The 25,996-nt window shown below is 45.3% G+C and carries 24 protein-coding genes; 3 read left to right on the top strand and 21 right to left on the bottom strand.

Annotated elements, in window-relative coordinates:
* Positions 1–396 precede the first annotated feature (396 nt).
* From hemG to AACV12_RS01500, 3 genes are read right to left on the bottom strand one after another with little or no spacing between them, the layout of a single operon-like run.
* Entirely contained in the window at positions 397–924 is a 528-nt protein-coding gene (hemG, locus tag AACV12_RS01510; RefSeq protein WP_013855605.1) for a menaquinone-dependent protoporphyrinogen IX dehydrogenase, read from the bottom strand.
* 9 nt (positions 925–933) lie between these two features.
* A complete protein-coding gene (locus AACV12_RS01505; protein WP_017046377.1) occupies positions 934–2,391 on the bottom strand; it encodes a TrkH family potassium uptake protein in 1,458 nt (485 codons plus the stop codon).
* 30 nt (positions 2,392–2,421) lie between these two features.
* Positions 2,422–3,045 (bottom strand): YigZ family protein, encoded by a 624-nt coding sequence (locus tag AACV12_RS01500; RefSeq protein ID WP_013855603.1) that lies wholly within the window; start codon positions 3,043–3,045, stop codon positions 2,422–2,424.
* Between the two features lie 218 nt (positions 3,046–3,263).
* Here AACV12_RS01500 and fadB point away from each other — a divergent pair, with 218 nt between their 5' ends.
* Both fadB and fadA read left to right on the top strand, forming a co-directional pair.
* The gene (gene fadB / locus AACV12_RS01495; protein WP_170901334.1) at positions 3,264–5,435 is read left to right on the top strand and encodes a fatty acid oxidation complex subunit alpha FadB; all 2,172 of its coding nucleotides are present in this window, start codon (positions 3,264–3,266) and stop codon (positions 5,433–5,435) included.
* A 14-nt stretch (positions 5,436–5,449) separates the two neighbouring features.
* On the top strand, positions 5,450–6,625 hold the full coding sequence (fadA, locus tag AACV12_RS01490; protein ID WP_170901332.1) for an acetyl-CoA C-acyltransferase FadA: 1,176 nt from the start codon (positions 5,450–5,452) through the stop codon (positions 6,623–6,625).
* 66 nt (positions 6,626–6,691) lie between these two features.
* Here the strand turns inward: fadA and punR are convergent, their stop codons facing one another.
* Positions 6,692–7,597 (bottom strand): DNA-binding transcriptional activator PunR, encoded by a 906-nt coding sequence (punR, locus tag AACV12_RS01485; protein ID WP_017044110.1) that lies wholly within the window; start codon positions 7,595–7,597, stop codon positions 6,692–6,694.
* A 148-nt stretch (positions 7,598–7,745) separates the two neighbouring features.
* Here punR and punC point away from each other — a divergent pair, with 148 nt between their 5' ends.
* Positions 7,746–8,951, top strand: a complete 1,206-nt coding sequence (gene punC, locus AACV12_RS01480) for a purine nucleoside transporter PunC (protein ID WP_170901330.1) — start codon at positions 7,746–7,748, stop codon at positions 8,949–8,951.
* A 64-nt stretch (positions 8,952–9,015) separates the two neighbouring features.
* Here punC and glmU read toward each other — a convergent pair whose 3' ends face one another.
* The 17 genes from glmU to yidC all read right to left on the bottom strand — a co-directional run bounded on the left by glmU (position 9,016) and on the right by yidC (position 25,994).
* Positions 9,016–10,377 carry a bifunctional UDP-N-acetylglucosamine diphosphorylase/glucosamine-1-phosphate N-acetyltransferase GlmU gene (gene glmU, locus AACV12_RS01475; RefSeq protein ID WP_026029111.1) on the bottom strand — a complete coding sequence of 454 codons (1,362 nt, stop codon included), beginning with the start codon at positions 10,375–10,377 and terminating at the stop codon, positions 9,016–9,018.
* A 150-nt stretch (positions 10,378–10,527) separates the two neighbouring features.
* Entirely contained in the window at positions 10,528–10,950 is a 423-nt protein-coding gene (locus tag AACV12_RS01470) for a F0F1 ATP synthase subunit epsilon (protein ID WP_013855597.1), read from the bottom strand.
* 18 nt (positions 10,951–10,968) lie between these two features.
* The gene (gene atpD / locus AACV12_RS01465) at positions 10,969–12,372 is read right to left on the bottom strand and encodes a F0F1 ATP synthase subunit beta (RefSeq protein WP_010319968.1); all 1,404 of its coding nucleotides are present in this window, start codon (positions 12,370–12,372) and stop codon (positions 10,969–10,971) included.
* A 34-nt stretch (positions 12,373–12,406) separates the two neighbouring features.
* Positions 12,407–13,273: a F0F1 ATP synthase subunit gamma gene (gene atpG / locus AACV12_RS01460; protein ID WP_013855594.1), complete on the bottom strand. Its 867-nt coding sequence runs from the start codon at positions 13,271–13,273 to the stop codon at positions 12,407–12,409.
* Between the two features lie 63 nt (positions 13,274–13,336).
* Positions 13,337–14,878 (bottom strand): F0F1 ATP synthase subunit alpha, encoded by a 1,542-nt coding sequence (gene atpA, locus AACV12_RS01455; RefSeq protein ID WP_026027662.1) that lies wholly within the window; start codon positions 14,876–14,878, stop codon positions 13,337–13,339.
* Between the two features lie 13 nt (positions 14,879–14,891).
* Positions 14,892–15,425, bottom strand: coding sequence for a F0F1 ATP synthase subunit delta (gene atpH / locus AACV12_RS01450; protein WP_013855592.1), 534 nt, complete (start codon positions 15,423–15,425; stop codon positions 14,892–14,894).
* 15 nt (positions 15,426–15,440) lie between these two features.
* Positions 15,441–15,911 (bottom strand): F0F1 ATP synthase subunit B, encoded by a 471-nt coding sequence (gene atpF, locus AACV12_RS01445; RefSeq protein WP_013855591.1) that lies wholly within the window; start codon positions 15,909–15,911, stop codon positions 15,441–15,443.
* A gap of 76 nt (positions 15,912–15,987) precedes the next feature.
* On the bottom strand, positions 15,988–16,242 hold the full coding sequence (gene atpE, locus AACV12_RS01440; RefSeq protein WP_002540812.1) for a F0F1 ATP synthase subunit C: 255 nt from the start codon (positions 16,240–16,242) through the stop codon (positions 15,988–15,990).
* Between the two features lie 57 nt (positions 16,243–16,299).
* Entirely contained in the window at positions 16,300–17,130 is an 831-nt protein-coding gene (gene atpB / locus AACV12_RS01435; RefSeq protein WP_013855589.1) for a F0F1 ATP synthase subunit A, read from the bottom strand.
* Between the two features lie 8 nt (positions 17,131–17,138).
* Positions 17,139–17,528, bottom strand: coding sequence for a F0F1 ATP synthase subunit I (locus AACV12_RS01430; protein ID WP_013855588.1), 390 nt, complete (start codon positions 17,526–17,528; stop codon positions 17,139–17,141).
* 188 nt (positions 17,529–17,716) lie between these two features.
* Positions 17,717–18,598 (bottom strand): ParB/RepB/Spo0J family partition protein, encoded by an 882-nt coding sequence (locus tag AACV12_RS01425; RefSeq protein ID WP_017046373.1) that lies wholly within the window; start codon positions 18,596–18,598, stop codon positions 17,717–17,719.
* A gap of 24 nt (positions 18,599–18,622) precedes the next feature.
* Entirely contained in the window at positions 18,623–19,396 is a 774-nt protein-coding gene (locus tag AACV12_RS01420; protein WP_013855586.1) for a ParA family protein, read from the bottom strand.
* A gap of 14 nt (positions 19,397–19,410) precedes the next feature.
* Positions 19,411–20,043: a 16S rRNA (guanine(527)-N(7))-methyltransferase RsmG gene (gene rsmG / locus AACV12_RS01415; protein ID WP_010319958.1), complete on the bottom strand. Its 633-nt coding sequence runs from the start codon at positions 20,041–20,043 to the stop codon at positions 19,411–19,413.
* The gene (mnmG, locus tag AACV12_RS01410) at positions 20,040–21,938 is read right to left on the bottom strand and encodes a tRNA uridine-5-carboxymethylaminomethyl(34) synthesis enzyme MnmG (protein WP_017047816.1); all 1,899 of its coding nucleotides are present in this window, start codon (positions 21,936–21,938) and stop codon (positions 20,040–20,042) included. The genes rsmG and mnmG overlap by 4 nt, the downstream gene beginning before the upstream one ends.
* A gap of 481 nt (positions 21,939–22,419) precedes the next feature.
* A complete protein-coding gene (gene mioC, locus AACV12_RS01405; protein ID WP_013855584.1) occupies positions 22,420–22,854 on the bottom strand; it encodes an FMN-binding protein MioC in 435 nt (144 codons plus the stop codon).
* Between the two features lie 43 nt (positions 22,855–22,897).
* Positions 22,898–24,259 (bottom strand): tRNA uridine-5-carboxymethylaminomethyl(34) synthesis GTPase MnmE, encoded by a 1,362-nt coding sequence (mnmE, locus tag AACV12_RS01400; RefSeq protein ID WP_026028517.1) that lies wholly within the window; start codon positions 24,257–24,259, stop codon positions 22,898–22,900.
* Positions 24,260–24,371: 112 nt separating this feature from the next.
* Positions 24,372–25,994 carry a membrane protein insertase YidC gene (gene yidC, locus AACV12_RS01395; protein WP_017046370.1) on the bottom strand — a complete coding sequence of 541 codons (1,623 nt, stop codon included), beginning with the start codon at positions 25,992–25,994 and terminating at the stop codon, positions 24,372–24,374.
* Positions 25,995–25,996 lie beyond the last annotated feature (2 nt).

Raw genomic sequence — 25,996 nt, 5'->3', positions numbered from 1 at the left:
TGACTGTGCCAAAATCAAGTAAACTTGATTCTGATTGGTCACTCAGTTCATTGATAAATCTTTTTTGATTATCATCAACGAGTGCCCACACAGATTGATAGGTTTATATTGTTAAAGAGCGTTCTTCGCTGGATTGCCGAGGCTTCCTTTGAAGAGGCGGCCATTCTAGCGAGATAATGGAAAGTGTCAAACACTTTATTAAATTATTTCGTCTTACTGATTTGACCTACTGATTGGCTGGCTAATTGGGCTTGAACCCTTACTGGCTGTGCCGTGTCAGTGAGGCGGCATTATAGAGATCGCCGTCACGTTGGCAACCCCTTTTTGCTGTTTTTTTTGATTTTCTATTTGTTCGAACAGAAAAAAGCCAAAAGACGCTAAAAATCGACTTTTTATTTACAATTTTTTAAAGTTATCACTAAAAAGAGATACTTTTTGCCAGTTTGTGTATTCAACTTCTTTTGAGGTATCAGTTTCACCGCCAGTCAATGACATGATGAAACGAATCATCACCTTATCGAAAAAGTGATAACGTGGATAGTAAAGAGCACCAGCGAAAACTCCGATTAGCTTGGGTTGCCATGCTGATTTACTGAGAAAGGTTTTAATATAGACACTTCCTTCTGGAGTATCTTTACCCTGCGCTTCTTTTCTTGCAGTTAAGTTGACACAAAAGAACGCCGCTTTAGCGAGTGCTAATTGCTCGGCATGTTTTTCTATAAATTGATAAAGCTTTTTATTTAAATGTCCGTAGCGAATAGAAGCACCAATTAAGACTCGATCGTAAAGAGCTAAATCAATATCCTCAATTTGATGTAAATCGGCAAGTTCGCAATCAAACTCAGAAAGTTCCTCTTTTATATAGTTAAGAATTTTCTTGGTTTGACCTTCACGGGAAGAATAGAGAAAAAGAGCTTTTTGCACGGGATATCCTTAACTGCGCCAAAACGTAGGGGTAAGCAGTATTAATAGTGTAAAAATTTCTAAGCGACCAAAGAGCATCGAAACAACCAATACCCATTTTGCACTGTCATTAACATCCGCAAAGTGTACGGAGACTTGACCCAATCCAGGCCCTAAGTTATTCAATGTTGCAGCGACGGCAGAAAATGCACTCAGTTCATCCATTCCTGTTGCGATCAATGCCAACATACACGCCACGAAGACCAGTGCGTACGCTGAGAAAAATCCCCAAACCGCGTCAACAACTCGCTGTGAAAGAGCACTTCCGCCCACCTTAATCGTATACACGGCTCTTGGGTGGATAAGGCGTTTCATCTCACGAGCACCTTGTAAGGTAAGCAATAAGATACGGATCACTTTCATGCCACCGCCCGTAGAGCCAGCACACCCACCTATAAATGAAGAAAACAGCAATAATACAGGTAAGAATAACGGCCAATCTGCAAAACCTGTTGTGGTAAAGCCTGCCGTCGTCGAAATGGATACCGTTTGAAATAGCGCCTGATCAAAAGCGTCATAAAAAGAGTCGTAAGAATGGTGTTTGAGTAAAATCGAAAAGCAAACCGCAAACAAAATGACTTGTATAAGAGCGAAAGCTCTAAACTCTGGATCTTTAAGGTAATATTTTGGATGAACACCACCTGTCGCAAACGCCGCGTAATGGAGCGTAAAATTACAGGCTGAAATGAGCAAAAAAACAACTGTAATTAAATTGATCGCATAACTGTCAAAATACCCCATGCTTGCATCATGAGTCGAAAACCCACCAATAGCGATCGTAGAGAAGCTATGACAAATCGCATCAAATAGGGTCATCCCTGCTGCCCAAAAAGCAGTCGCGCAGGCAATCGTTAAGCTTAAATAGATGTACCAAAGTGCTTTAGCGGTTTCGGCGATTCTTGGAGTGACTTTAGTATCTTTGACCGGGCCTGGAATTTCTGCTCGATATAACTGCATTCCCCCAATTCCCAATACTGGCAAAATGGCCACCGCTAGAACGATGATCCCCATCCCACCAAACCATTGTAAAAACTGCCGATAGAACAAAATCGCTTTAGGTAATTCATCTAACCCAACAATGACGGTTGCTCCGGTGGTGGTTAATGCTGAAAACGATTCAAAAAACGCATCCGTCACCGATACATTAGGGTTATCCGCTAACCAAAATGGTAATGAACCCGCACTACCGATAACCGTCCAAAACAGTACAACGATTAAAAAACCGTCTCTGGCTTTCAATTCATGTCGATAGCGGCGGTTTGGAAACCAAAAAAAACCGCCACACATCAACAATACAAAAAAGGTCGTGACAAAAGGTACACCTGCACCATCGCGGTACAGCAAAGCCACCAGCGCAGGGGCAAGCATAGAGACACTAAATAGCGCGAGCAAAAGCCCGACGATACGAATAATAGATCGAATTTGCATTGCTTTTTCTGAAGCGAAGCTTCTGACTTCCTAATTATTTTTTATGGCGGTCACTACAGCTTTTGCACCGCTTTTATTAATGATAGTTTGAGTAAAGGCATCAAGATGGCGCAATTCTATCTCAACAAGAAATTTAACCTGTTCTTTATAATCGGCTTCGACTTCTAATGCTTCATACTGCGCGATGATGGATTGAGCAATCGGCACAAAACCGTAGTCTAACGTTAGGGATAATTTTGTGGTGATTTTTTTCTCAATAGTTTGAAGCTGCTTGAGTGCTTGTTGTACTCCGCCACCATAAGCTTTAACTAACCCACCAGTGCCAAGACGAATCCCACCATAATAACGAGTGACGACGGCCGTTAACTCCCCGACACTCGATCCGGCTAGCTGCGCCAATATCGGTTTGCCCGCCGTCCCTGATGGCTCACCATCATCACTAAAACCCCACAACATCGAATCTTCCGGTCGTCCGGCAACAAAGCCCCAGCAGTTATGTCTGGCGTCGCTATGTTTTGTCTTTATTTGCGCAACGAAGGCTTTGGCAGCATCTACACTCGGAGTATGGGCCAAATAGGTAATAAAGAGGCTTTTTTTGATTTCCTCTTCAAATTGGGTGGGCAACGCTGGAATTAAATAAGGTTGTTCGTTCATGTGAAATCATAGATCGAGCGGATGGCAAGAGTGTAACACGTGCACTTAAAAAAGCAGCGCTGATCTCCATTCGCACTCAATGTTAAACAGTTGTTTAAAAAATGTATTGAAATTAAACAATCCTCAGGTCAAACTAAACCGACTGGTCAAACCAGAACCATTAATACAACAAAAACTCTCACACACGATCTTAAGGTTGTATGTCACGGAGATAGACAATGATTTACCAAGCCAACACCCTACAGGTAAAGGAATTACAAGATGGTATTGCGGAGTTGCGTTTCTGCTCCAAGGAGTCAGTGAACAAACTTGACCTTGCCACTCTTGAATCGCTCAACCATGCACTTGATGCCCTAAAAGCCCACCAAGGACTGAAAGGCCTTATTCTTACTTCCGATAAAGAATCTTTTATTGTCGGGGCTGATATCACTGAGTTTTTAGGTCTCTTTGCTAAACCTGCGCAAGAACTCGACCAATGGCTGCAATTTGCCAATAGCATTTTCAACAAACTAGAAGATCTACCCGTTCCGACACTAGCCGCTTTAACAGGGCACGCGCTAGGCGGTGGATGTGAGTGTGTACTCGCTACCGATTTCCGTATTGGTGACGCGACCACCAGCATAGGATTACCGGAAACAAAGCTTGGTATTATGCCGGGGTTCGGTGGCTGTGTGCGTCTGCCTCGTGTAATTGGTGCCGACAATGCTATGGAAGTGATCACTCAAGGCAAAGCATGTCGTGCTGAAGAAGCCCTTAAAATTGGGCTGCTCGATGCGATTGTTGATAGCGACAAACTGCTTGAGTCAGCACTCAAAACCATCACATCGGCCATCAATGAAACCGTTGATTGGAAAATGCGTCGCCAGCAAAAAATGTCCGCGCTGACACTCAGCAAATTAGAAGCCATGATGAGCTTCACCATGGCCAAAGGCTTGGTTGCACAGCATGCCGGACCTCATTATCCAGCGCCAATAACCGCTGTTATTGCAATAGAAGAAGCCGCGCGCTGTAGCCGTGATGAAGCATTGGCCATTGAGCGTAAACACTTCGTTAAGCTCGCTCATTCTGAAGCGGCGAAATCCTTGGTCGGTTTATTCCTCAACGACCAATATATTAAAGCACTAGCAAAAAAAGCAGTTAAATCAGCCAATAAAGAAACCGGACGAGCGGCTGTACTTGGTGCGGGTATCATGGGCGGCGGCATTGCTTATCAATCGGCAGTAAAAGGCGTGCCTGTTTTGATGAAAGATATTGCTCAATCGTCCCTTAATTTAGGTATGACCGAGGCATCTAAGTTACTCAACAAGCAGCTAGAGCGCGGAAAAATTGATGGTTTTAAAATGGCTAGCGTGCTGGCATCGATTACGCCTAGCCTGCATTATGCGGGGATTGAGCAAGCGGATGTAATTGTTGAAGCTGTGGTTGAAAACCCGAAAATCAAAGCCGCGGTACTAAGTGAAGTCGAAGCCAATGTTGGTGAGGATGCGGTTATCACCTCGAACACCTCAACCATTCCAATCAACCTACTGGCCAAATCACTCAAACGTCCAGAAAACTTCTGTGGTATGCACTTTTTTAACCCAGTACATCGTATGCCATTGGTGGAAATTATTCGTGGTGAACACACTTCCGATGAAACCATCAATCGAGTTGTCGCTTACGCGGCCAAAATGGGTAAATCCCCCATCGTGGTCAATGACTGCCCTGGGTTCTTCGTAAACCGCGTACTTTTCCCTTACTTTGGTGGCTTTAGTTTATTACTGCGCGATGGCGCTGATTTCACTCAAATCGATAAAGTGATGGAGCGTAAGTTTGGTTGGCCAATGGGCCCAGCTTATCTTCTAGATGTGGTCGGTATTGATACCGCTCACCATGCACAAGCAGTAATGGCACAAGGTTTCCCTGAACGTATGGGCAAACAGGGCCGCGATGCTATTGATGCACTATTTGACGCCAATAAATATGGCCAGAAAAATGGCAGCGGTTTCTATCAATACACTTTAGATAAGAAAGGCAAACCGAAGAAAACTTTCTCTGAAGAGGTTCTCACTGTTCTTAACGTAGAATGTGGTGATAAACGTACTTTTGACGATCAAACCATCATTGAGCGCATGATGATTCCGATGATCAATGAAGTGGCACTCTGTTTAGAAGAGAAGATCATCGCCTCACCCCAAGAAGCGGATATGGCGTTGGTGTACGGCTTGGGGTTCCCTCCTTTTAGAGGCGGCGTATTCCGCTATCTCGATAGTCTTGGTTTACAAAACTACGTTGCAATGGCAAGCCAATACCAAGCATTGGGCGCGATGTATCATGTACCTCAACTGCTGCTTGATATGGCAGAAAAAGGCGAGACCTTCTACGGTACTCAACAAGCAAGTTCTATCTAAGGAGAGATGTCCAAATGACTTCACATAAGAGAAATGTCGTAATTGTTGATTGCCTACGCACCCCGATGGGTCGTTCAAAAGGTGGGGCATTTCGTCATACTCGTGCGGAAGATTTATCTGCACATCTGATGAAAGGCATTTTAGCCCGTAATCCACAAGTCAACCCAAAAGAGATCGAAGATATCTACTGGGGTTGTGTGCAACAAACCTTAGAACAAGGCTTTAACGTCGCGCGTAATGCGGCACTGTTAGCTGGCTTGCCGATTGAAATTGGTGCCGTCACCGTTAACCGTTTATGTGGTTCATCAATGCAAGCACTGCATGATGCCACCCGCGCCATTATGGTTGGTGATGCTGAAATCTGCCTTGTGGGCGGCGTTGAGCATATGGGGCACGTACCGATGAACCATGGCGTTGATTTCCATCCCGGCATGTCAAAAACCGTTGCCAAAGCTGCGGGGATGATGGGGTTAACGGCTGAGATGTTAGGTAAAATGCACGGCATTAGCCGTGAGCAACAAGATGCCTTTGCCGCTCGTTCGCATCAACGCGCTTACGCAGCAACCGTTGAAGGTCGCTTCAAAAATGAAATCCTTCCCACCGAGGCTCATGCTGAAGATGGTACTCTGTTCACGCTGGATTTTGATGAAGTGATCCGCCCGGAAACCACTGTTGAAGGGCTAGCACAGTTACGTCCTGTTTTTGACCCAGCCAATGGTACTGTAACAGCAGGCACCTCATCGGCTCTATCCGATGGCGCATCGGCAATGTTGATCATGAGCGAAGAGAAAGCCAATGCGCTTGGCTTAAATATTCGCGCGCGTGTGAAATCAATGGCCGTCGCTGGTTGCGATCCTTCAATTATGGGTTATGGGCCAGTTCCGGCTACCCATAAAGCGCTACAGCGTGCAGGCCTCACCATGCAAGATATGGATGTGATTGAGTTAAACGAAGCGTTTGCAGCTCAATCTCTACCTTGCGCGAAAGATCTTGGTTTGCTCGATGTAGTGGATGAGAAGGTTAACCTAAACGGAGGGGCGATCGCACTGGGTCACCCTCTCGGGTGTTCTGGCACGCGCATCTCAACCACATTGATTAACTTGATGGAAGCGAAAGACGCCAAATATGGTCTAGCAACGATGTGCATTGGTTTAGGCCAAGGCATTGCGACTATTTTTGAGCGCCCATAACCATTCTGTTTTTCTTCTCACTGAAGAGTCTTTTAAGAGCCAGCACTGCTGGCTCTTCTTATTAGGTTATTTAGCTTGAAGCCAATCACGATAAAGTTGATCGCTATTGCCCAGATAATTTACCATCCACTCGATCAATTTATGATTATCATCTTTGCGCCACACTAAACAGCATTGACTAAGCAGTTTATCAACAGTGAGAACTCGTTCAACCAACCCGCCATCAACAATCAAAGGTTGTGCAATGTGCCTTGGCATGTAGCCCACACCGACTTCATTTTTTAAGCATTCAATCGCACTATACCAATTCGGTAAAAGTAAGCGCCGTTGCTGCGGGTAGTGATCCGTATGCCGCTTGGGTAATACACTTGACGTGTCATCCAAACAAATCGCCGGGAACTGACTGACAAAATCTTCGCTTAAATAGGGCTCTTGAGCACAAGGGTGATGAGGAGACATTACAAATGCCCAATCCAACACACCCATGTCACGCACTTCAAAATCACCACCGACAGGAATCGCAGAGGTTGCACCAATCACAATGTCAGCTCGACCTTGCGCAATAGCTTCCCATGAGCCATTAAATACTTCCATGTTGATTTGCAGCTCAGCAAACTCAAATGTGCGATAAAAATCTTCCACCAGCGGTTTCATTTTGTCGAGTTTGACCACGTTATCAAGCGTCAATTTCAGCGTTTTCTGCCAACCATGCGCCGCGCGTTTAGTTTGTGAACGAATCTCTTCCATTTGCCTAAGCAACTGGCGAGCCTCCACCATAAACAGCTCACCAGCGGGCGTCAGTTCGACCTTTCTAGGTAAACGGCGAAACAGCAGCACATCCAAATCTTGTTCGACTTGGCGAACGCCGTAGCTGATCGCTGACGGCACTTTATGCAAAACCTCCGCAGCGGCAGTAAAACTACCCAGCCGAGCGACAGTATCTAGCATTTCTAATGAGGATTTAGAAAACATAAGCCTTCAATTTTTTTGATTAATAACTAATAAATTTAGCGTTTCATTTAATATTAAACGAAAAATAGAATAGATGAGTAGATAAATTAAGGTTGGCATAGATTAATGCTCGCCAAATATTGATTAATTTTTTTGAATGGTAATAAAAATGAAAGCATCAAAATTACAGTTGCTGTACTTAGCCGCGCTCTCTATGCTTGGCTTCATTGCCACAGACATGTACCTCCCTGCCTTTAAAGCGATGGAAATGGACTTTGCCACAGGGCCAGAGCAAATAGCCTTGTCTCTCACCGTTTTTCTGGTCGGTATGGCATTAGGTCAACTGGTGTGGGGCTTAGCTTCCGATAAATATGGTCACCGTAACACTTTAGCGGCTGGCCTAGTTCTCTTCACGTTGGCATCATTTGGTTTAGCTTTTAGCGAGCAGGTGTGGCAATTATTAGCGTTGCGCTTTGTGCAAGCTTTAGGGGTGTGTGCTCCCGCAGTGATCTGGCAAGCAATGGTAATTCAACGCTACCCAGCTAAAACAAGCCAGCAAATATTCGCCACCATCATGCCTTTGGTCGCGCTTTCACCCGCGCTTGCACCTCAATTAGGCGTCTTACTGGCCGATAACTTTGGTTGGCACAGTATTTTTGTGACATTGACATTAATGGGCGTTGTGCTTGTAGCCTGTACTTTTGCTCAAAAAAATGAACAATCACAACCCAAACAAACCTCAATTAAGCAAGATATCAAAGCTCTGCTCAGCACTAAAACCTACTTGGGTAACGTGATGATGTTTGCTTGCGCTTCTGCGGCCTTCTTTGCTTACTTGACTGGGATGCCAGAAATTATGGCACGCCTTGGTTATGCCGCTAAAGATATCGGTTTAAGTTTTATTCCTCAAACGATCGCTTTCATGGTTGGTGGCTACTTAGGTAAGGTTGGAGTGAATAAATTTGGTGACGAAAAAGTGCTCAAGCAGTTGATTGGCCTCTTTAGCGTTGCCACTTTATTAGTATTCATTGCATCACAGTGGCAACTGACCTCCATTTGGCCAATTTTGGCACCGTTTTGCTTAATAGCAGTTGCCAACGGAGCGCTTTACCCTATCGTCGTGAACCGCGCACTATCGAGTGCCAAACAAAGCCCAGCCACTGCAGCGGGTTTACAAAATAGCTTACAAATCTGCGTTAGTAGTTTAGCCAGCGCATTGGTCGCAACGTTGGCCAGCCAAGCACAAATGGTGACGGGTATTGCAATTATGATTTGTATGGGCGGGCTATGGATTGGTTATATCGTCTCGAACCGCGAACTTTCTCAACACTTCACCGCACCAGATAATGCACGCGTAGTCAGCGATGAAGAGTAAGTCTTTTAATAAGAACTGATACAAAAAGCCGCTCATGATGAGCGGCTTTTTAATCGTTCATTTGTTAGCTACGCTTAACAGGACGCTTCCAACCATTGATTTTGCGCTCTTTCGCGCGAGTGATGACTAACTCACCTTCAGCAACGTTACTGCTTAGCGTAGTGCCAGCACCAATCGTTGCACCATTGGCGATCGTTACAGGAGCAATCAACTGGCTGTCTGAACCGACAAACACATCATCACCAATTGTGGTTTTGAATTTATTGACACCATCGTAATTACAAGTGATAACGCCAGCTCCGACATTAACACGCTGGCCAATTTCGGCATCACCAAGATAAGTTAAGTGATTGGCTTTTGAACCTTCACCCAAACGAGTATTTTTTACTTCCACGAAATTACCCACGTGCGCATCATTACGCAGTTCAGCACCAGGACGTAAACGGGTAAAAGGCCCAACGGTACAGTTTTCTGCAACGGTTGCCCCTTCAATGACGCTGTATGGGCGGATCACTGTGTTGTCATCAATTTCGCAATCTTTAAGCACACAACCCATGCCGATAATCACGTTATCACCCAAAGAGACATTCCCTTCGATGATGACGTTTGCATCAATCTCAACATCCATCCCACACTGTAATTCACCACGCAGATCAAAACGCGTAGGATCTCGTAGCATCACACCTTGTTCTAATAGCTTTTTCGCTTGTGTTGCTTGATAAGCACGCTCTAAACGAGCCAGTTGAGCGCGATCATTTACTCCTTCCACTTCAATAGAGCTGGCAGGATGAACAGCCTCAACTGCGCGGCCTTCATTGTGCGCGGCAGCGATAACATCTGTCAGATAATATTCGCCTTGTGCGTTCTCATTACTTAAGCCTGACAACCAGCGCTTGAGATCGCGCCCCGTTGCCACCATCACGCCCGTATTGATCTCTTTAATTAACTTTTGCTCATCAGTGGCATCTTTTTGTTCAACAATTGCCACCACAGGGCCATGCTTACGCACGATACGGCCATAACCGGTTGGGTTATCCAGTACCACTGTCAGCAAGGCTATCCCATCATTAGGTTGTGCATCTAACAAGCTTTCCACGGTTTCTTCCGAGATCAATGGAACATCACCGTACAACACGAGGATCTTCTCATCGTCTTGGAAATGAGGCGAGGCTTGATCAACGGCATGGCCAGTTCCTAATTGATCCGCTTGCAGCACCCAGTTAACCGACTCTTCGGCAAGCGCTTGCTGCATTTGCTCACCACCATGACCATAAACCAAGTGGATATTTTGGGCACCTAAGCTATTGCACGTATCAATTACGTGTTTCACCATTGGCTTACCCGCCAGTGTGTGCAGCACTTTAGGCATATTAGAATACATTCGAGTACCTTTACCTGCTGCGAGGATCACTGCGCTAAATTTCATTGACAACCTATTGACGTTAAAAAAGTTAAGCCGCATTTTAGCGGTAATTAAAGAGATAGTTAATTTAACTAAATAATTTTCTGTTAAAAAATAAGCAAAAAGGCGACCTATAGGTCGCCTTTTTACATCACGTCTTAATTATAAAACACATTAACGACGTTTTTTGGTCAGCTCGATAACTCGTAACTGAGCCATGGCTTTAGCCAGTTCACTGGCCGCTTGTGCGAAGTTCATATCGCCATGCTGATTTGAAATATTCTCTTCAGCTTTGCGTTTGGCTTCTTCTGCCTTAGCTGCGTCTAGTTCTTCACCACGAATTGCCGTATCAGCCAGTACTGTAGCAGTACCCGGTTGCACTTCGACAATACCACCCGAAACATAAATAATTTCTTCGTGGCCGTGTAGCTTAACGATACGCACCATACCAGGCTTAATAGCGGTCAGCAGCGGTGTGTGACCATGGAAAATTCCCAGTTCACCTTCGCTACCGGTCACCTGAAACGTTTCGACTTGGCCAGAGAAGATTTTCTTCTCTGCACTGACGACGTCTAGGTGAAAGGTTATTGCTGCCATATCGCCTCCTAGTTAGCCTTATAGCTTCTTAGCATTCTCAATCGCATCGTCGATAGTACCGCAGTACATAAACGCTTGCTCTGGAATGTCATCGTATTCACCAGATAGAAGACCTTTGAAGCCACGTAGCGTCTCTTTTAGAGGTACGTAAACACCAGGGTCACCTGTAAATACTTCAGCTACGTGATAAGGCTGAGTTAGAAAACGTTCAATCTTACGTGCACGTGATACAACTTGCTTATCCGATTCAGACAACTCGTCCATACCCAAGATCGCAATGATGTCTTTCAGCTCTTTGTAGCGCTGAAGCGTCTGCTGAACACCACGAGCGATGTCGTAGTGCTCTTGACCTACGACAAGTGGGTCTAGCTGACGAGACGTTGAATCGAGTGGGTCGATCGCTGGGTATAGGCCCATTGCTGCGATGTTACGGTTAAGTACAACCGTTGCATCCAAGTGCGCGAACGTTGTGGCTGGAGACGGGTCCGTCAAGTCATCTGCTGGTACATATACCGCCTGTACAGACGTGATAGAACCTTGCTTAGTTGACGTAATACGCTCCTGAAGCACACCCATTTCTTCTGCAAGAGTAGGTTGGTAACCTACCGCTGAAGGCATACGACCTAGCAGTGCTGATACTTCCGTACCGGCAAGCGTGTAACGGTAGATATTATCGATGAACAGAAGTACGTCACGACCTTCGTCACGGAAACGTTCTGCCATTGTCAAACCCGTCAGTGCAACACGTAGACGGTTGCCTGGTGGCTCGTTCATCTGTCCGTAAACCATCGCTACTTTTGATTTTTCAGGCTCTTCGATGTTTACAACACCTGCTTCCTGCATCTCATAGTAGAAATCGTTACCTTCACGAGTACGTTCACCAACACCCGCAAATACTGAAAGACCTGAGTGTTGCAGTGCGATGTTGTTGATAAGTTCCATCATGTTAACGGTCTTACCTACACCTGCACCACCAAATAGACCGATTTTACCACCCTTAGAGAATGGACAAACCAAATCGATTACTTTTACACCGGTTTCAAGAAGAGCAGTTTCGTTTGATTGCTCTTCATAGCTTGGAGCTGGACGGTGGATAGAGTAAAGCTCTTCCGCACCGATTTCACCACGCTCATCAATCGCATCACCAAGCACGTTCATGATACGACCTAAAGTCTTAATACCGACTGGTACTGAAATTGGAGCGCCAGTATTTTCAACTACCAAACCACGACGTAAACCATCAGAGCTACCCATTACGATTGCGCGAATCACGCCACCGCCAAGCTGCTGTTGAACTTCAAGAACGAGACGTTCTTTTGAATCCACAACATTCAGAGCATCGTAAACACTTGGTACTTCGCCCTGTGGGAACTCTACGTCGACTACCGCACCGATGATCTGTACGATCTTACCTGTAGCCATCGTTAATCCTCTAAACTGTTTGTTTTACCTAAGCTTAAACCGCTGCTGCACCAGAAACGATTTCCGATAGTTCTTGTGTAATCGCCGCCTGACGGGCTTTGTTATACACAAGCTGTAAATCATCAATCAAGTTGCTTGCGTTATCGGTAGCTGCTTTCATCGCAATCATTCGAGCAGCTTGCTCACAAGCAAGATTCTCAACCACACCCTGATAAACCTGAGACTCTACATAACGCAGCAATAGTGCATCGAGTAGAGGCTTTGGTTCAGGCTCATAGATGTAATCCCAAGAATGTTCGCGTTTCATCTCTTCGCTATTCGATCTAGGCAAAGGTAGTAATTGATCGATCGTTGGTTCTTGAACCATAGTATTCACAAATTTGTTGAACACTACGTATAGGCGATCCAACTCACCTGCATCATATTTCTTCAGCATAACACCAACGGAACCGATCAAATCTTCCAAGGTTGGGCTATCGCCCAAACCAGAGACTTGAGCAGCGACTTTAGCGCCACTGTTTCTAAAGAAAGCCGTTGCCTTTGAGCCCACAATTGCCAGCTCAACCTCAGCACCTTTCTCCGACCAATCTTTCATGTCATGTAGAGCTTTTTTGAACAAGTTCACGTTCAAACCACCACACAAACCACGGTCTGTTGAAATAATGATGTAACCAACACGTTTGGCTTCGCGCTCTTCTAGATAAGGATGACGATATTCTAGATTTGCACTCGCCACATGACCGATCACTTTACGCATTGTTTCAGCGTATGGACGAGAAGCTTCCATGCCGTCTTGCGAACGACGCATTTTTGAAGCTGCTACCATTTCCATCGCTTTCGTAATTTTCTGCGTGCTTTTAACACTACCGATTTTATTACGTATCTCTTTTGCGCCGGCCATCGTTTTACTCTCTTTTAAGGTAATCCGTTATTGGTCAGTGGTGACCCTAAGGTCACCCACCAATTACCAGGTCTGGGTTGCCTTGAAATCGTCAACCAGTTTCTTGAACTGAGCTTCGATTTCATCGTTATAAGCACCCGATTTGTCGATATCTTTTACAAGATCAACATATTGACCACGAGCATACGACAGTAGAGCAGATTCAAAATCAGCCAGTTTATTCAACGCAACATCATTTAAATAACCACGCTCTGCCGCAAAGATAACCAACGCTTGGTCAAACACAGACATCGGAGCATATTGTTTCTGCTTCATCAGCTCTGTTACTTTCTGACCATGGTTTAGCTGTCTCTTCGTCGCTTCATCAAGATCTGACGAGAACTGAGCAAATGCAGCAAGTTCACGGTACTGTGCAAGCGCGGTACGGATACCACCTGACAGTTTCTTGATGATTTTCGTCTGAGCGGCACCACCTACACGAGATACTGAAATACCAGGGTCAACGGCTGGGCGAACACCCGCGTTGAATAGTTCAGTTTGTAGGAAGATCTGACCATCGGTAATCGAGATTACGTTAGTCGGTACGAATGCTGAAACGTCACCCGCTTGTGTTTCAATGATAGGTAGAGCGGTTAAAGAACCGGTTTTACCTTTCACTTCACCCTTAGTGAAACGTTCTACATACTCTTCGCTAACACGAGCAGCACGCTCAAGTAGACGAGAGTGGAGATAGAAAACGTCACCTGGGAATGCTTCACGGCCTGGTGGGCGTTTGAGTAGTAGTGAGATCTGACGGTAAGCAACCGCTTGTTTAGATAAGTCATCATAAACAATCAGTGCATCTTCACCGCGATCGCGGAAGTATTCACCCATTGCACAACCTGCATATGGCGCAAGGTATTGCAATGCCGCTGATTCAGAAGCCGATGCAACAACCACAACTGTGTTTGCAAGCGCGCCGTGCTCTTCTAATTTGCGTACTACGTTAGCGATAGTTGAGGCTTTTTGGCCAATCGCAACATAGATAGAGTAAATACCTGAATCTTTTTGGTTAATAATTGCGTCGATCGCCATTGCTGTTTTACCAGTTTGACGGTCACCGATGATAAGTTCACGTTGGCCACGACCGATTGGGATCATAGAGTCAACTGACTTATAGCCGGTTTGTACTGGTTGATCGACTGATTTACGGTCGATTACACCAGGTGCAATCATTTCAACAGGTGAAGACAATTTCGCTTCGATAGGACCTTTACCATCGATAGGCTGACCGAGTGTATTCACTACGCGACCTAACAATTCAGGACCAACTGGCACTTCAAGAATACGACCAGAACCTGTTACTTTCATGCCTTCCTTAAGGTCAGCATATGGGCCCATGACAACCGCACCAACCGAGTCACGCTCAAGGTTAAGTGCAAGTGCATAACGGCCACTCGGTAATTCAATCATTTCACCTTGCATCACGTCCGCTAGGCCGTGAATGCGAATGATACCATCGCTTACCGATACGATAGTACCTTCATTGCGAGCTTCACTAACAACGTCGAAAGATTCGATACGTTGTTTAATTAGATCGCTAATTTCCGTGGAATTAAGTTGCATGCTCCAATCCCCATCAAGACTGTAATGCATCGCTCAGGCGGTTTAAACGACCGCGGGCTGAGTTATCGATGACAAGGTCTCCGGCTCGAATTATAACCCCACCAAGTAGGGTCTCATCTATACTGCAATTCAGCTGAACTTTGCGTTCAAGACGCTGCTCAAGTTTGGTGCTGATATTGACAAGCTGTTCATCAGAAAGCTCAGTTGCTGAAATCACTTCAACATCCATCTGCTTCTCATGCTCTTGTTTCAGAGCAAAGAACTGTTCACTAACATCAGGAAGAGCCTTTAATCGGCCATTCTCAGCCATCACCTTTAACAGGTTCTGGCCATAAACATCAAACTGTTCGCCACAAATTGCGATGAAAATTTCCGCTAATTTCTCAGCCGAAACAGAGCCCGTTAGTAGCTCTTTCATTTGCTCGTTCTTTGCGACCTCGGCAGCAAAAGCTAACATCTGACCCCATTGGTCAAGTTGCTTTTTCTCTACCGCAAAATCGAATGCTGCTTTAGCATAGGGGCGTGCAATTGTAGTCAAATCAGACATAAAGCGCCCCCATCCTTAAAGTCTTGCAGTAATGTTGTCGAGAATATCTTTGTGCGCATCTTTATCGATAGAACGCTCAAGGATTTTCTCAGCACCAGCTACAGCCAGAGTTGCAACTTGTTTACGCAGCTCATCGCGGGCACGGTTACGTTCAGATTCAAGTTCAGCTTCCGCTTGAGCAAGGATTTTCTGGCGTTCTGCCTGAGCTTCCTCACGTGCTTCGTCTAAAATTTGAGCTTTACGTTTATTTGCCTGTTCGATGACCTCAGTTGCAGTGCGCTTCGCTTCTTTCATTTGTTCAGAAGCGTTGGCTTGTGCTAGATCCAAGTTTTTAGCAGCACGCTCAGCGGCTGAAAGACCGTCAGCAATTTTCTTCTGACGCTCTTCGATCGCATTCATGATTGGCGGCCATACATATTTCATGCAGAACCACACAAACAGTGCAAACGCGATTGCTTGACCTAGCAGAGTTGCGTTCATATTCACAACAGCTACCCCTCTATTTGTTCACCAACGAAAAGTATTAATCAACGACAAATCATCAATTTGTGTGATCGGTTGATTAACCTAGTTGACCAACAAATGGGTTCGCGAAAGTGAATAGAAGCGCAATTACGATACCGATCATAGGAACCGCATCAAGTAGACCCGCGATGATAAACATCTTAACTTGTAGCATAGGAGCCATTTCTGGTTGACGAGCAGCACCTTCAAGGAATTTACCGCCTAGAAGTGCGAAACCAATCGCTGTACCAAGAGAAGCAAGACCGACGATAATACCTACGGCGATTGCAGAAAAGCTCAGTAAAGTTTCCATTACTATCTCCAATTTATAGTTGTTGGCTTATGTGCCCAAATAAAAAGCTTTAAAAAATTAATGATCACTATCTTCGTGTGCCATTGATAGATAAACAATAGTCAGCATCATGAACACGAAAGATTGAATCAGAATTACCAGAATATGGAAAATCGCCCACGGTAGTGAACCCATCCATTGTAGCCACCATGGTAGCATCGCTGCGATAAGAATAAATACCACCTCACCTGCGAACATGTTACCGAATAGACGCATACCGAGTGAGAGAGGTTTCGCAAGTAACGATACCACTTCAATAAGTAGGTTAAACGGAATCATGGTCCAGTGATTGAATGGATGTAGAGCTAATTCTTTCGCAAAACCACCTAGGCCTTTCACTTTGATGCTGTAGTAAATCATCAGAGCAAATACGCCTAGAGCCATAGCCATGGTGATATTCACATCAGCTGACGGAACCACTTTTAGATAAGGGATACCAAGCCAATGTTGTGCTGGATACGGTAAGAAATCGATGGGCACTAAGTCCATGATGTTCATTAACAATACCCAACAAAAGATAGTCAGTGCCAGCGGTGCTATAAGTGGATTGCGTCCATGAAAGGTGTCTTTGACGTTTTGATCGACAAATTCTACCAATATTTCAACAAAACACTGCAGCTTACCGGGTACACCCGCTGTTGCTTTCTTTGCTACAGAGCGAAATATCCATAGGAATATTAAGCCAGTAAACAAGGAAAAAAACAGGCTATCGATATGTACGTTCCAGAAACTCGTCTCACTAATTGACAGCCCCAAATCGTAATGCTCAGAAATCTTCGCAAGAGAGAGGTTCGTCAAGTGGTGTTCAATGTATCCGGACGATGTTAGCGCTTCACCTGGCGCAGCCATAACTCATCCTATTTTTTGTTGTTAATGAATAGCACTGGCGCACAGATATTAATACCTAGAGCCAGCAAATAGGTTAGTTTGAGGGGAACGAGTTCCACCTGCATATACATGTAGGCAACACAGAACAGTGCAACTGTGATGAGGATCTTGAGTACTTCGCCAGTGTAGAAAGAGGCCGCGACTTGCTTCGCAGCACGAGCTCCACTAAACATAAAAGCACACAGCGCAAAAACCGCATTGGCAATGACAAAGATGCCACCCCCAATCAGCGCAGAAAAGCCCCATTCAGCATTTACAGCTACCGCCATCCCTGCCGCCACAAAAATAACCGCGCCAGACTGGATCATTAACAATCGCTTAGCAAGCTCTCGTCCTGGTCTAGCCAACGCAGCTACCATGTATTCGTACCTCTAGTAATATCCTCAGCTCATCTACAACATAGGGCTGGGAAATTGGCGAAAATTATACGGTGAGTCGAACTGATTGCAATTGAAAGACAGCAAAAAGTTACAATTTTGTTTACAAACCGACAACTTTCAAATAAAAAAACGTTTTTTGCATAATTGACTTAAATCAATTATCTCATTTAGCTTTCTAGCTTGGCAATTAGTTGCTCTAATTTGTGAGGCTCATCAAGACTAATCGTCATTTTGGCTTTGCCACCTTTTGAACGAATGATCGACACTTTAGCCCCTAACATTTCACTCAATCTTTGTGACATTTGTTGTGCATCTAAGTCTTCCGATGCCGATCCGTTCTCAGAAGGCTGTGTTAAACACTTTTTCACTAATTGCTCAGTTTGTCTCACGGTCAGCTGTTTTGCGGCCACACGTTGTGCAATTTCAATTTGTTGATCGCCTTCGAGCATCAATAATGCTCGTGCATGGCCCATTTCAAGCTGCTTGGTTTCCACTAAACGCTTCACGCCATCCGCCAATTGATTTAAGCGTAATAAGTTACTCACGGTAGTGCGTGATTTACCAATCACATCAGCCACCTGTTGGTGAGTGAGCTTAAATTCGTCTTGCAACCGCTCTAAAGCTTGTGCTTCTTCAATCGCATTCAAATCTTCGCGTTGAATATTTTCTATCAGTGCCATCGCAATCGCAGCGCGATCTTGGACATTTTTGATCAAACAGGGCACTTGCTTTAAACCTGCTTGTTTTGCAGCGCGCCAACGGCGTTCACCTGCAATAATTTCATAGCCGCCAAGCTCTAAACGTCTTACCACGATCGGCTGGATAATACCTTGCGATTGGATAGACGCAGATAGCTCTTCCAACGCTTCTGCCGACATATCTTTACGTGGTTGATACATGCCAGGTTTCAAATTTGATACCGCGATATCCATTAATTCGCCATCAGAAGAGAGTGCTTGGCTATGTGAGGCGGCTTGCTCCTTTTCACGAGCAAGAGAACTGGTTGCGAGCAATGCATCCAATCCTTTTCCTAAACCACGTTTAGTCATGTAGACGAATTCCTTTAGTTGAGATTATGCGGGTATTTCTTCTCGACGAAGCATTTCGCCAGCTAAGGCGAGATACGCTTTTGCCCCAGCTGAATACTTGTCGTAGTACATTGCTGGCTTGCCATAACTTGGCGCTTCAGCAAGACGGACATTACGAGGAATAACGGTGCGATAGACTTTGTTTCCAAAGTGCTTTTTCAGTTGATCGGATACTTCATTGGCTAGGCGATTACGCGGATCGTACATCGTTCGAAGTAACCCTTCGATTTTCAGGTTTTCGTTGACTACCGCGGCTAACTTGCTGATGGTATCCATTAACGCCGTTAAACCTTCTAATGCAAAATACTCACATTGCATTGGCACTAACACAGAATCCGCTGCGGCCATGGCGTTGATTGTAAGAAGATTTAAAGAAGGAGGACAATCAATAAAGATGAAATCATAGTTATCACGAACTGGCGCGAGGGCATTTTTCAAACGCACTTCGCGAGCAAAGACTTCCATTAATTTGATTTCAGCGGCTGTCACGTCTCCGTTCGCCGCAATCAAATCGTAGTGTCCCGTTGTTTTGCGACACACGACTTCATCAAAAGGGGTGTCTTCGACCAACAATTCGTACGCGGTTGCATCTACTTGATACTTATCAACACCACTGGCCATCGTTGCATTGCCTTGTGGGTCGAGATCGATCACTAAAACTTTACGCTTAGTCGCCGCCATAGAGGCCGCTAAGTTAATGCACGTTGTTGTTTTTCCTACGCCACCTTTCTGGTTGGCGATTGCTACGATTTTGCCCACGGTATGCCTCGCTGTTATCCCTTGCGAGATAAGATTACAAGATGACGGTCACCTTCCAACTCAGGAACTTTCAAAGCTTTGACATCAGTCACAGAACACCACTCAGGTAGTGTGGCTATTTCCTCATCTGGCCGTTGTCCTTTCAGGGCTAAAAATCGGCCCGATGTTTCTTTTGGTAAATGGTGACACCATTCCACCATATCGAGCATTGAAGCAAACGCACGGCTCAGTACGCCATCAAATTTTACTTCCGGCTGAAACTCTTCGACTCGACTTTGAATCGTGGTCACATTTTTAATACCAAGCTCATGCAGAACTTGTTTAATAAAACGAATGCGCTTACCTAAACTATCGAGTAAGTAAAAGGTTTTATCAGGATTCATGATAGCGAGAGGTATTCCAGGTAAACCAGGCCCAGTACCAACGTCGATAAAACGCTCACCCTGTAAGTGAGGACTTACCACTATACTATCTAAAATATGTTTCACCAACATATCCATAGGATCGCGCACTGAGGTGAGATTGTAGGCTTTGTTCCATTTATTCAGCAGTTCCACGTAACCGACTAATTGGCTACGTTGCTGCTCATTGACCTCGAGATCGGTTTGACCAATTAAATCATCGAGACGCGTTCTTAACTCGCTCATGCGGCGTCTTCCCCTTTCTTCAGTACACCTTGCTTTTTCAAATAAACCAATAAGATAGAAATAGCAGCTGGTGTAATACCAGAAATACGAGAGGCAATACCAACCGTTTCAGGCTTGGCATTGTTAAGCTTAAGGATCACTTCGTTGGACAAGCCTTTGACCTGTTTATAGTCAAGATCCAGCGGCAATTTAGTGTGCTCATGGCGCAATGATTTGTCGATCTCATCTTGCTGACGCTGAATATAACCATCGTATTTGATTTGAATTTCAACTTGCTCAGCCGCTTCACTATCGTTCAATGCTGGTGCAAATGACTCAAGCGACGTGAGCTGTTGATAGGTGATTTCAGGTCGACGTAGTAGATCTTCACCACTTGCTTCACGAGACATGGGTGTTTTGAGCAACGCATTCAGAGCATCAACACCAACGGAATTCGGGTTCATCCACGTTTGTTTCAAACGTTGACGCTCGATTTCCATGTTTTCCATTTTTTGATTAAAACGCGCCCAGCGCACATCATCGACTAAACCTAACTCTCTGGCTTTTTCGGTTAAACGCAAATCGGCGTTATCTTCGCGTAGCAGTAAGCGATATTCAGCGCGAGAGGTAAACATGCGATAAGGTTCTTTGGTACCCATAGTGGAAAGATCATCGATCAACACGCCCATGTAAGCTTGATCACGGCGTGGACTCCAGCCTTCTTTTTCTTGGCTAAATAAGCTTGCATTCAAACCAGCCATTAACCCTTGCGCTGCCGCTTCTTCGTATCCGGTGGTGCCGTTGATTTGACCAGCAAAGAACAAACCACTGATGAATTTGGTTTCATAGGTTTGTTTTAAATCTTGTGGATTGAAAAAATCGTACTCGATGGCGTAACCCGGACGAACAATATGTGCGTTTTCAAACCCTTTCATTGAGCGAACGATCTGCACTTGTACATCAAACGGTAAGCTGGTGGAAATACCGTTAGGGTAGAGTTCTGTCGTGGTCAAACCTTCAGGCTCGATAAAAATTTGATGGCTATTTTTGTCGGCAAAACGCATGACTTTGTCTTCGATCGATGGGCAGTAGCGTGGGCCGATACCTTCGATGACACCTGCGTACATCGGACTACGATCAAGATTGGCACGGATCACATCATGCGTTTTATCGTTGGTATGCGTGATGTAGCATGGTATTTGACGTGGATGCTGTTCACGTTGTCCCATGAAGGAAAAAACAGGCGTTGGGTTATCACCGTGTTGTGTTTCTAACACTGAGAAGTCCACGCTACGGGCATCGATCCTTGGTGGCGTACCCGTTTTTAAACGATCGACTCGAAACGGCAGTTCACGTAAACGTTGCGCTAATGCGATCGATGGAGGATCTCCTGCGCGGCCTCCTGAGAAGTTTTCAAGACCAATGTGGATCTTTCCACCAAGGAAGGTACCTACCGTCAATACCACCGCTTTGGCGTGGAATTTGAGGCCCATTTGAGTCACAACGCCCATTACACGATCATTTTCAACGATAAGATCATCGACCGCTTGTTGGAACAAAGTTAAGTTTGGCGTGTTTTCAAGCACATCACGCACATACGATTTGTAAAGCGCACGATCTGCTTGGGCTCGAGTCGCTCGAACTGCTGGCCCTTTTGAGGCATTGAGTGTTCTAAATTGAATACCTGCATGATCAATCGCTTGTGCCATTAGACCGCCCATGGCATCGACTTCTTTAACCAGATGTCCTTTACCAATTCCGCCAATCGCAGGATTGCACGACATCTGTCCTAGAGTCTCAATGTTATGGGTAAGCAATAGCGTACTTTGACCAGTACGAGCTGCAGCGAGAGCGGCTTCCGTTCCAGCATGGCCACCACCGACCACAATGACGTCAAATTTTTCGTGATAAAGCATGAACCGACCTCAGGTATTCAATGAAGCATGGACTGACAAAAGAGGCGTATTCTACCTGCTTTCCACTGGCTAGAAAATCGCTTTTCTGCTTTTTTAATCTGAGCTTGGTAAGTTAATAATATATAAGATCTATATAGAGATCTTTTATTAGATCTATTATTAGGATCGAGCATATCTGTGGATAACCGATAAATGATCAACAAGATCATGGTTTTTAAGAGGATCACAAGCTGTGATCCTGACATGATCTAATCGTGTATTAGCTGGGATCAAAAAGGCTAGTTATGCACAGGGTCGTAAAATGCATAAGTTATTAATTGGATAACTATAGGTTAATCACCGAATAACAGCATAGTTATACACATTAAAATATTTAAAATGGACTTAACTTTTCTATGGCGAGTATTGAGACAGTTATACACAGAGCTTAAGAGTACAAAAAAAGCGGCTCACAGGCCGCTTGGTGACTTGATGCTATTCGCTAGAATTGTTCTATGTGCTGTTTGAGCCATACTTCAGCGGCATCTTCAGGAACGGAATATTCTAATATATCTATGGTGAAACAGTCGCTAATTGGCGTTGCACCTATATCCTCAAGCAGTTGATATGCATGCTTACCTGCTGCGCAAAACGTGTCATAGCTTGAATCGCCAAGTGCTACCACGGCATATTTTAACTCGCTCGTATTCGGTGGTGTTGATTGCAAAGAAGCGATAAAAGGTTGGATATTGTCTGGGTAGTCACCCGCTCCATGCGTGGAGGTGACAATGAGCCAAGTCCCTTGTGCGGGGAGTTCACTTAAGTTGGGTTGGTTGTGGATAGTCGTAGTATAACCTTGCTCTTGCAGTAGATCGTTGAGATGATCGGCGACATATTCAGCGCCTCCTAAGGTGCTGCCAGTGATGATATGGATCATGAGATATTCCTATAATTAAGAGTGATCAAGCTTCTCACTGCGATCATTTGCCGATACAGAACGACGAAAAGATGCGCCCTAACAAGTCATCGGAGCTAAATTCGCCCGTTATCTCGTTTAGATGTTGCTGCGATAAACGCAGTTCTTCCGCTAAGATTTCACCAGCCATGTAGCCTTCGAGCTGCTGCTGACCAATCATGAGGTGCTGTGCGGCGCGCTCTAGCGCGTCCAAATGGCGTCGTCTGGCCATAAAGCCGCCTTCATTGCCCCCAGCAAAGCCCATGCACTCTTTGAGATGAGTACGCAGAGCATCAACTCCCTCTCCAGTTTTTGCCGACAGGCGGATTAAGGTTGGAGAATTAACATGACAGATACCGAGTGATTCTTTGGTTTGATCGACTTTGTTGCGGATCACCGTCATGCCGATGTTTTCAGGCAATCGATCGACAAAATCTGGCCAGATTTCTTTCGGATCGGTGGCATCTGTGGTGGTGCCATCAACCATAAAGAGCACACGATCTGCTTTTGCTATTTCATCCCAAGCACGCTCAATACCTATTCTTTCGACTTCGTCATTGGCATCACGTAGGCCAGCGGTATCGATGATATGCAGTGGCATGCCATCGATGTGGATGTGCTCTCTCAGTACGTCACGCGTGGTTCCTGCGATGTCGGTGACGATTGCTGAGTCTTTGCCTGATAAGGCATTAAGTAAACTTGATTTGCCCGCGTTAGGACGCCCTGCTATCACCACTTTCATCCCTTCGCGTAAAATGGCCCCTTGATTGGCCTCTTTGCGCACGGCGTCTAAGTTGTCGATGATATTTTGCAGATCTGCGGCAACTTTACCATCGGCAAGAAAATCGATCTCCTCTTCAGGAAAATCAATCGCTGCTTCAACGTAAATTCGCAGGTGGATTAGGGAATCGACCAAGGTGTGAATGCGTTTGGAAAATTGACCTTGCAATGAATGCAGAGCGGATTTGGCCGCTTCTTCAGAGCTGGCATCAATCAAATCGGCAATCGCTTCCGCTTGGGTTAAATCCATTTTGTCGTTTAAAAACGCACGCTCAGAAAATTCACCCGGGCGCGCTGCGCGCAAGCCACTGATAGCCAAAATGCGTTTGATCAGCATATCCATGACGACCGGGCCACCGTGTCCTTGTAGTTCGAGGACATCTTCGCCGGTAAAGGAGTGAGGGTTAGGAAAATAGATCGCGATGCCTTGGTCAAGTTCGGTGCCATTTTGATGCTTAAAAGGCAAGTATTCCGCATAACGAGGTTTCAGTGTTTTCCCGGTTACTTCAAGCGCGACTTGAGCTGCTTTCGGGCCTGAGACGCGAATAATCCCCACGCCACCTCGGCCTGGAGCGGTTGCTTGAGCAACAATGGTGTCTGTAGACATAAGGGTACCTAACATAGGGGTGTATGAGCGCAATTGTAATCAGCCAAAAACAAAAAGGCGACCAAAAGGTCGCCTTTGTTTCACTTGTCAGTGTGACTTCTTGCTGAAGTGGCTACTTAGAGTGTAAGCCTTTTTTCTCCAGCGCTTTGTAAATCAAGGTTTGCTGGATCAAGGTAACGATGTTCGATACCAACCAGTAAATCACTAAACCTGATGGGAAGAACAAGAAGAAGAACGTAAACATAACCGGCATAAAGGTCATGATCTTCTGTTGCATCGGATCAGTGACTGTCGTCGGGCTCATTTTCTGGATCATAAACATACTCACACCCATCAGCAGTGGCAAGATGTAGTATGGGTCTTGTGCTGAAAGGTCATGAATCCAACCAAAGAAAGGTGAATGACGCAGTTCAACCGATTCCATTAATGACCAGTAAAGCGCAATGAAGATAGGCATTTGCAGGAAGATAGGTAAACAACCACCGAGTGGGTTTACTTTCTCTTTCTTATACAGCTCCATCATTTCTTGGCTCATGCGTTGGCGGTCATCGCCGATGCGCTCACGCATTGCTTGCAGCTTCGGTTGCAGCATGCGCATTTTTGCCATAGAGGTGTATTGTGCTTTGGTCAGTGGGTACATAGCACCGCGAACAATGAAGGTTAAGCAGATGATTGCTACACCCCAGTTGCTAACGAAGCTTTGAATGAATGAAAGCAACATGTGTAGTGGTTTTGCAATAAACCATAACCAGCCGTAGTCGACAACTAGATCAAGATTTGGCGCAACTGCAGCCATCTCATCTTGCAGTTTTGGACCGACCCAAAGTGTGGCTAAGAATGTCGCTTTTTCACCGTTGGCGATGGTTTTATTTGGCATGCGAACACCAATATCACCTAAGTTGCCAATCACGCGAGTGTATAAGTTTGACCCTGCTGCATCACGTGGGATCCACGCGCTGGCAAAGTAGTGTTGGATCATCGCCGCCCAACCTTCACCGTTAACTAAAGGCAGTGACAAGTTACGATCTTGCATATCATCGAAACTGTATTTCTTATAACGTGTATCTTGTGTTGAGTAAGCACCGCCACGGTAAGTTGGCATAGCCAAGCTGCCTCCAGCGTCCAATAAATTTTGGCGTAGGTGTGCGTACATACCCAGTGTCGCGTTATTACCAGATTGGTTGACTACATCAAATTCAACATCCAAGGCGTAGCTGCCACGTTTAAGGATGAAGGTTTTGGTGTATTCAAGGCCATTGGCTTGATAAGTCATGGGAATGCGCAGTTCGTCTTGACCATCCGCTAGAGCAAAGGTGTCGGCGCTAACAGTATAGTTTGGACGATTGTTGCTGCTTAAATCGATCCCTTGCGGTCCCACTAAACCACTTTGCGCGATAAACTGGTGACCAGGAATGTCTTTAAGTAGCACAAATGGGTCTTCTGAATTGAGTTCAGCATCGTACTTATTCAGCTCGGCCTTCACTACATCACCACCTACCGTGTCAATTGACAGAGTCAGTACATCAGTCTTGACGGTGATGGTTTTTGCAGACGCATTGGTTACTGCTGGTGCTGGGTCTAACTCATCAGCCATAGATGGTGCAGTTAAAGTGCTGCTATTTTGTGCCTGCTCAACCGCTTGAGGTGCTGGGTTCTTTGCTACTTGCCATTGCTGGAAAAGTAAAAAAGAAACGAGTGCCAAGGCGATTAACAGGATATTACGTTGAGAATCCATCG

This window comes from Vibrio sp. 2-2(8) (assembly GCF_963888495.1).
Taxonomy (GTDB): domain Bacteria; phylum Pseudomonadota; class Gammaproteobacteria; order Enterobacterales; family Vibrionaceae; genus Vibrio; species Vibrio anguillarum.
The sequence above is the reverse complement of the archived record's forward strand: the minus strand, read 5'-3'. Positions and strand labels throughout refer to the sequence as shown.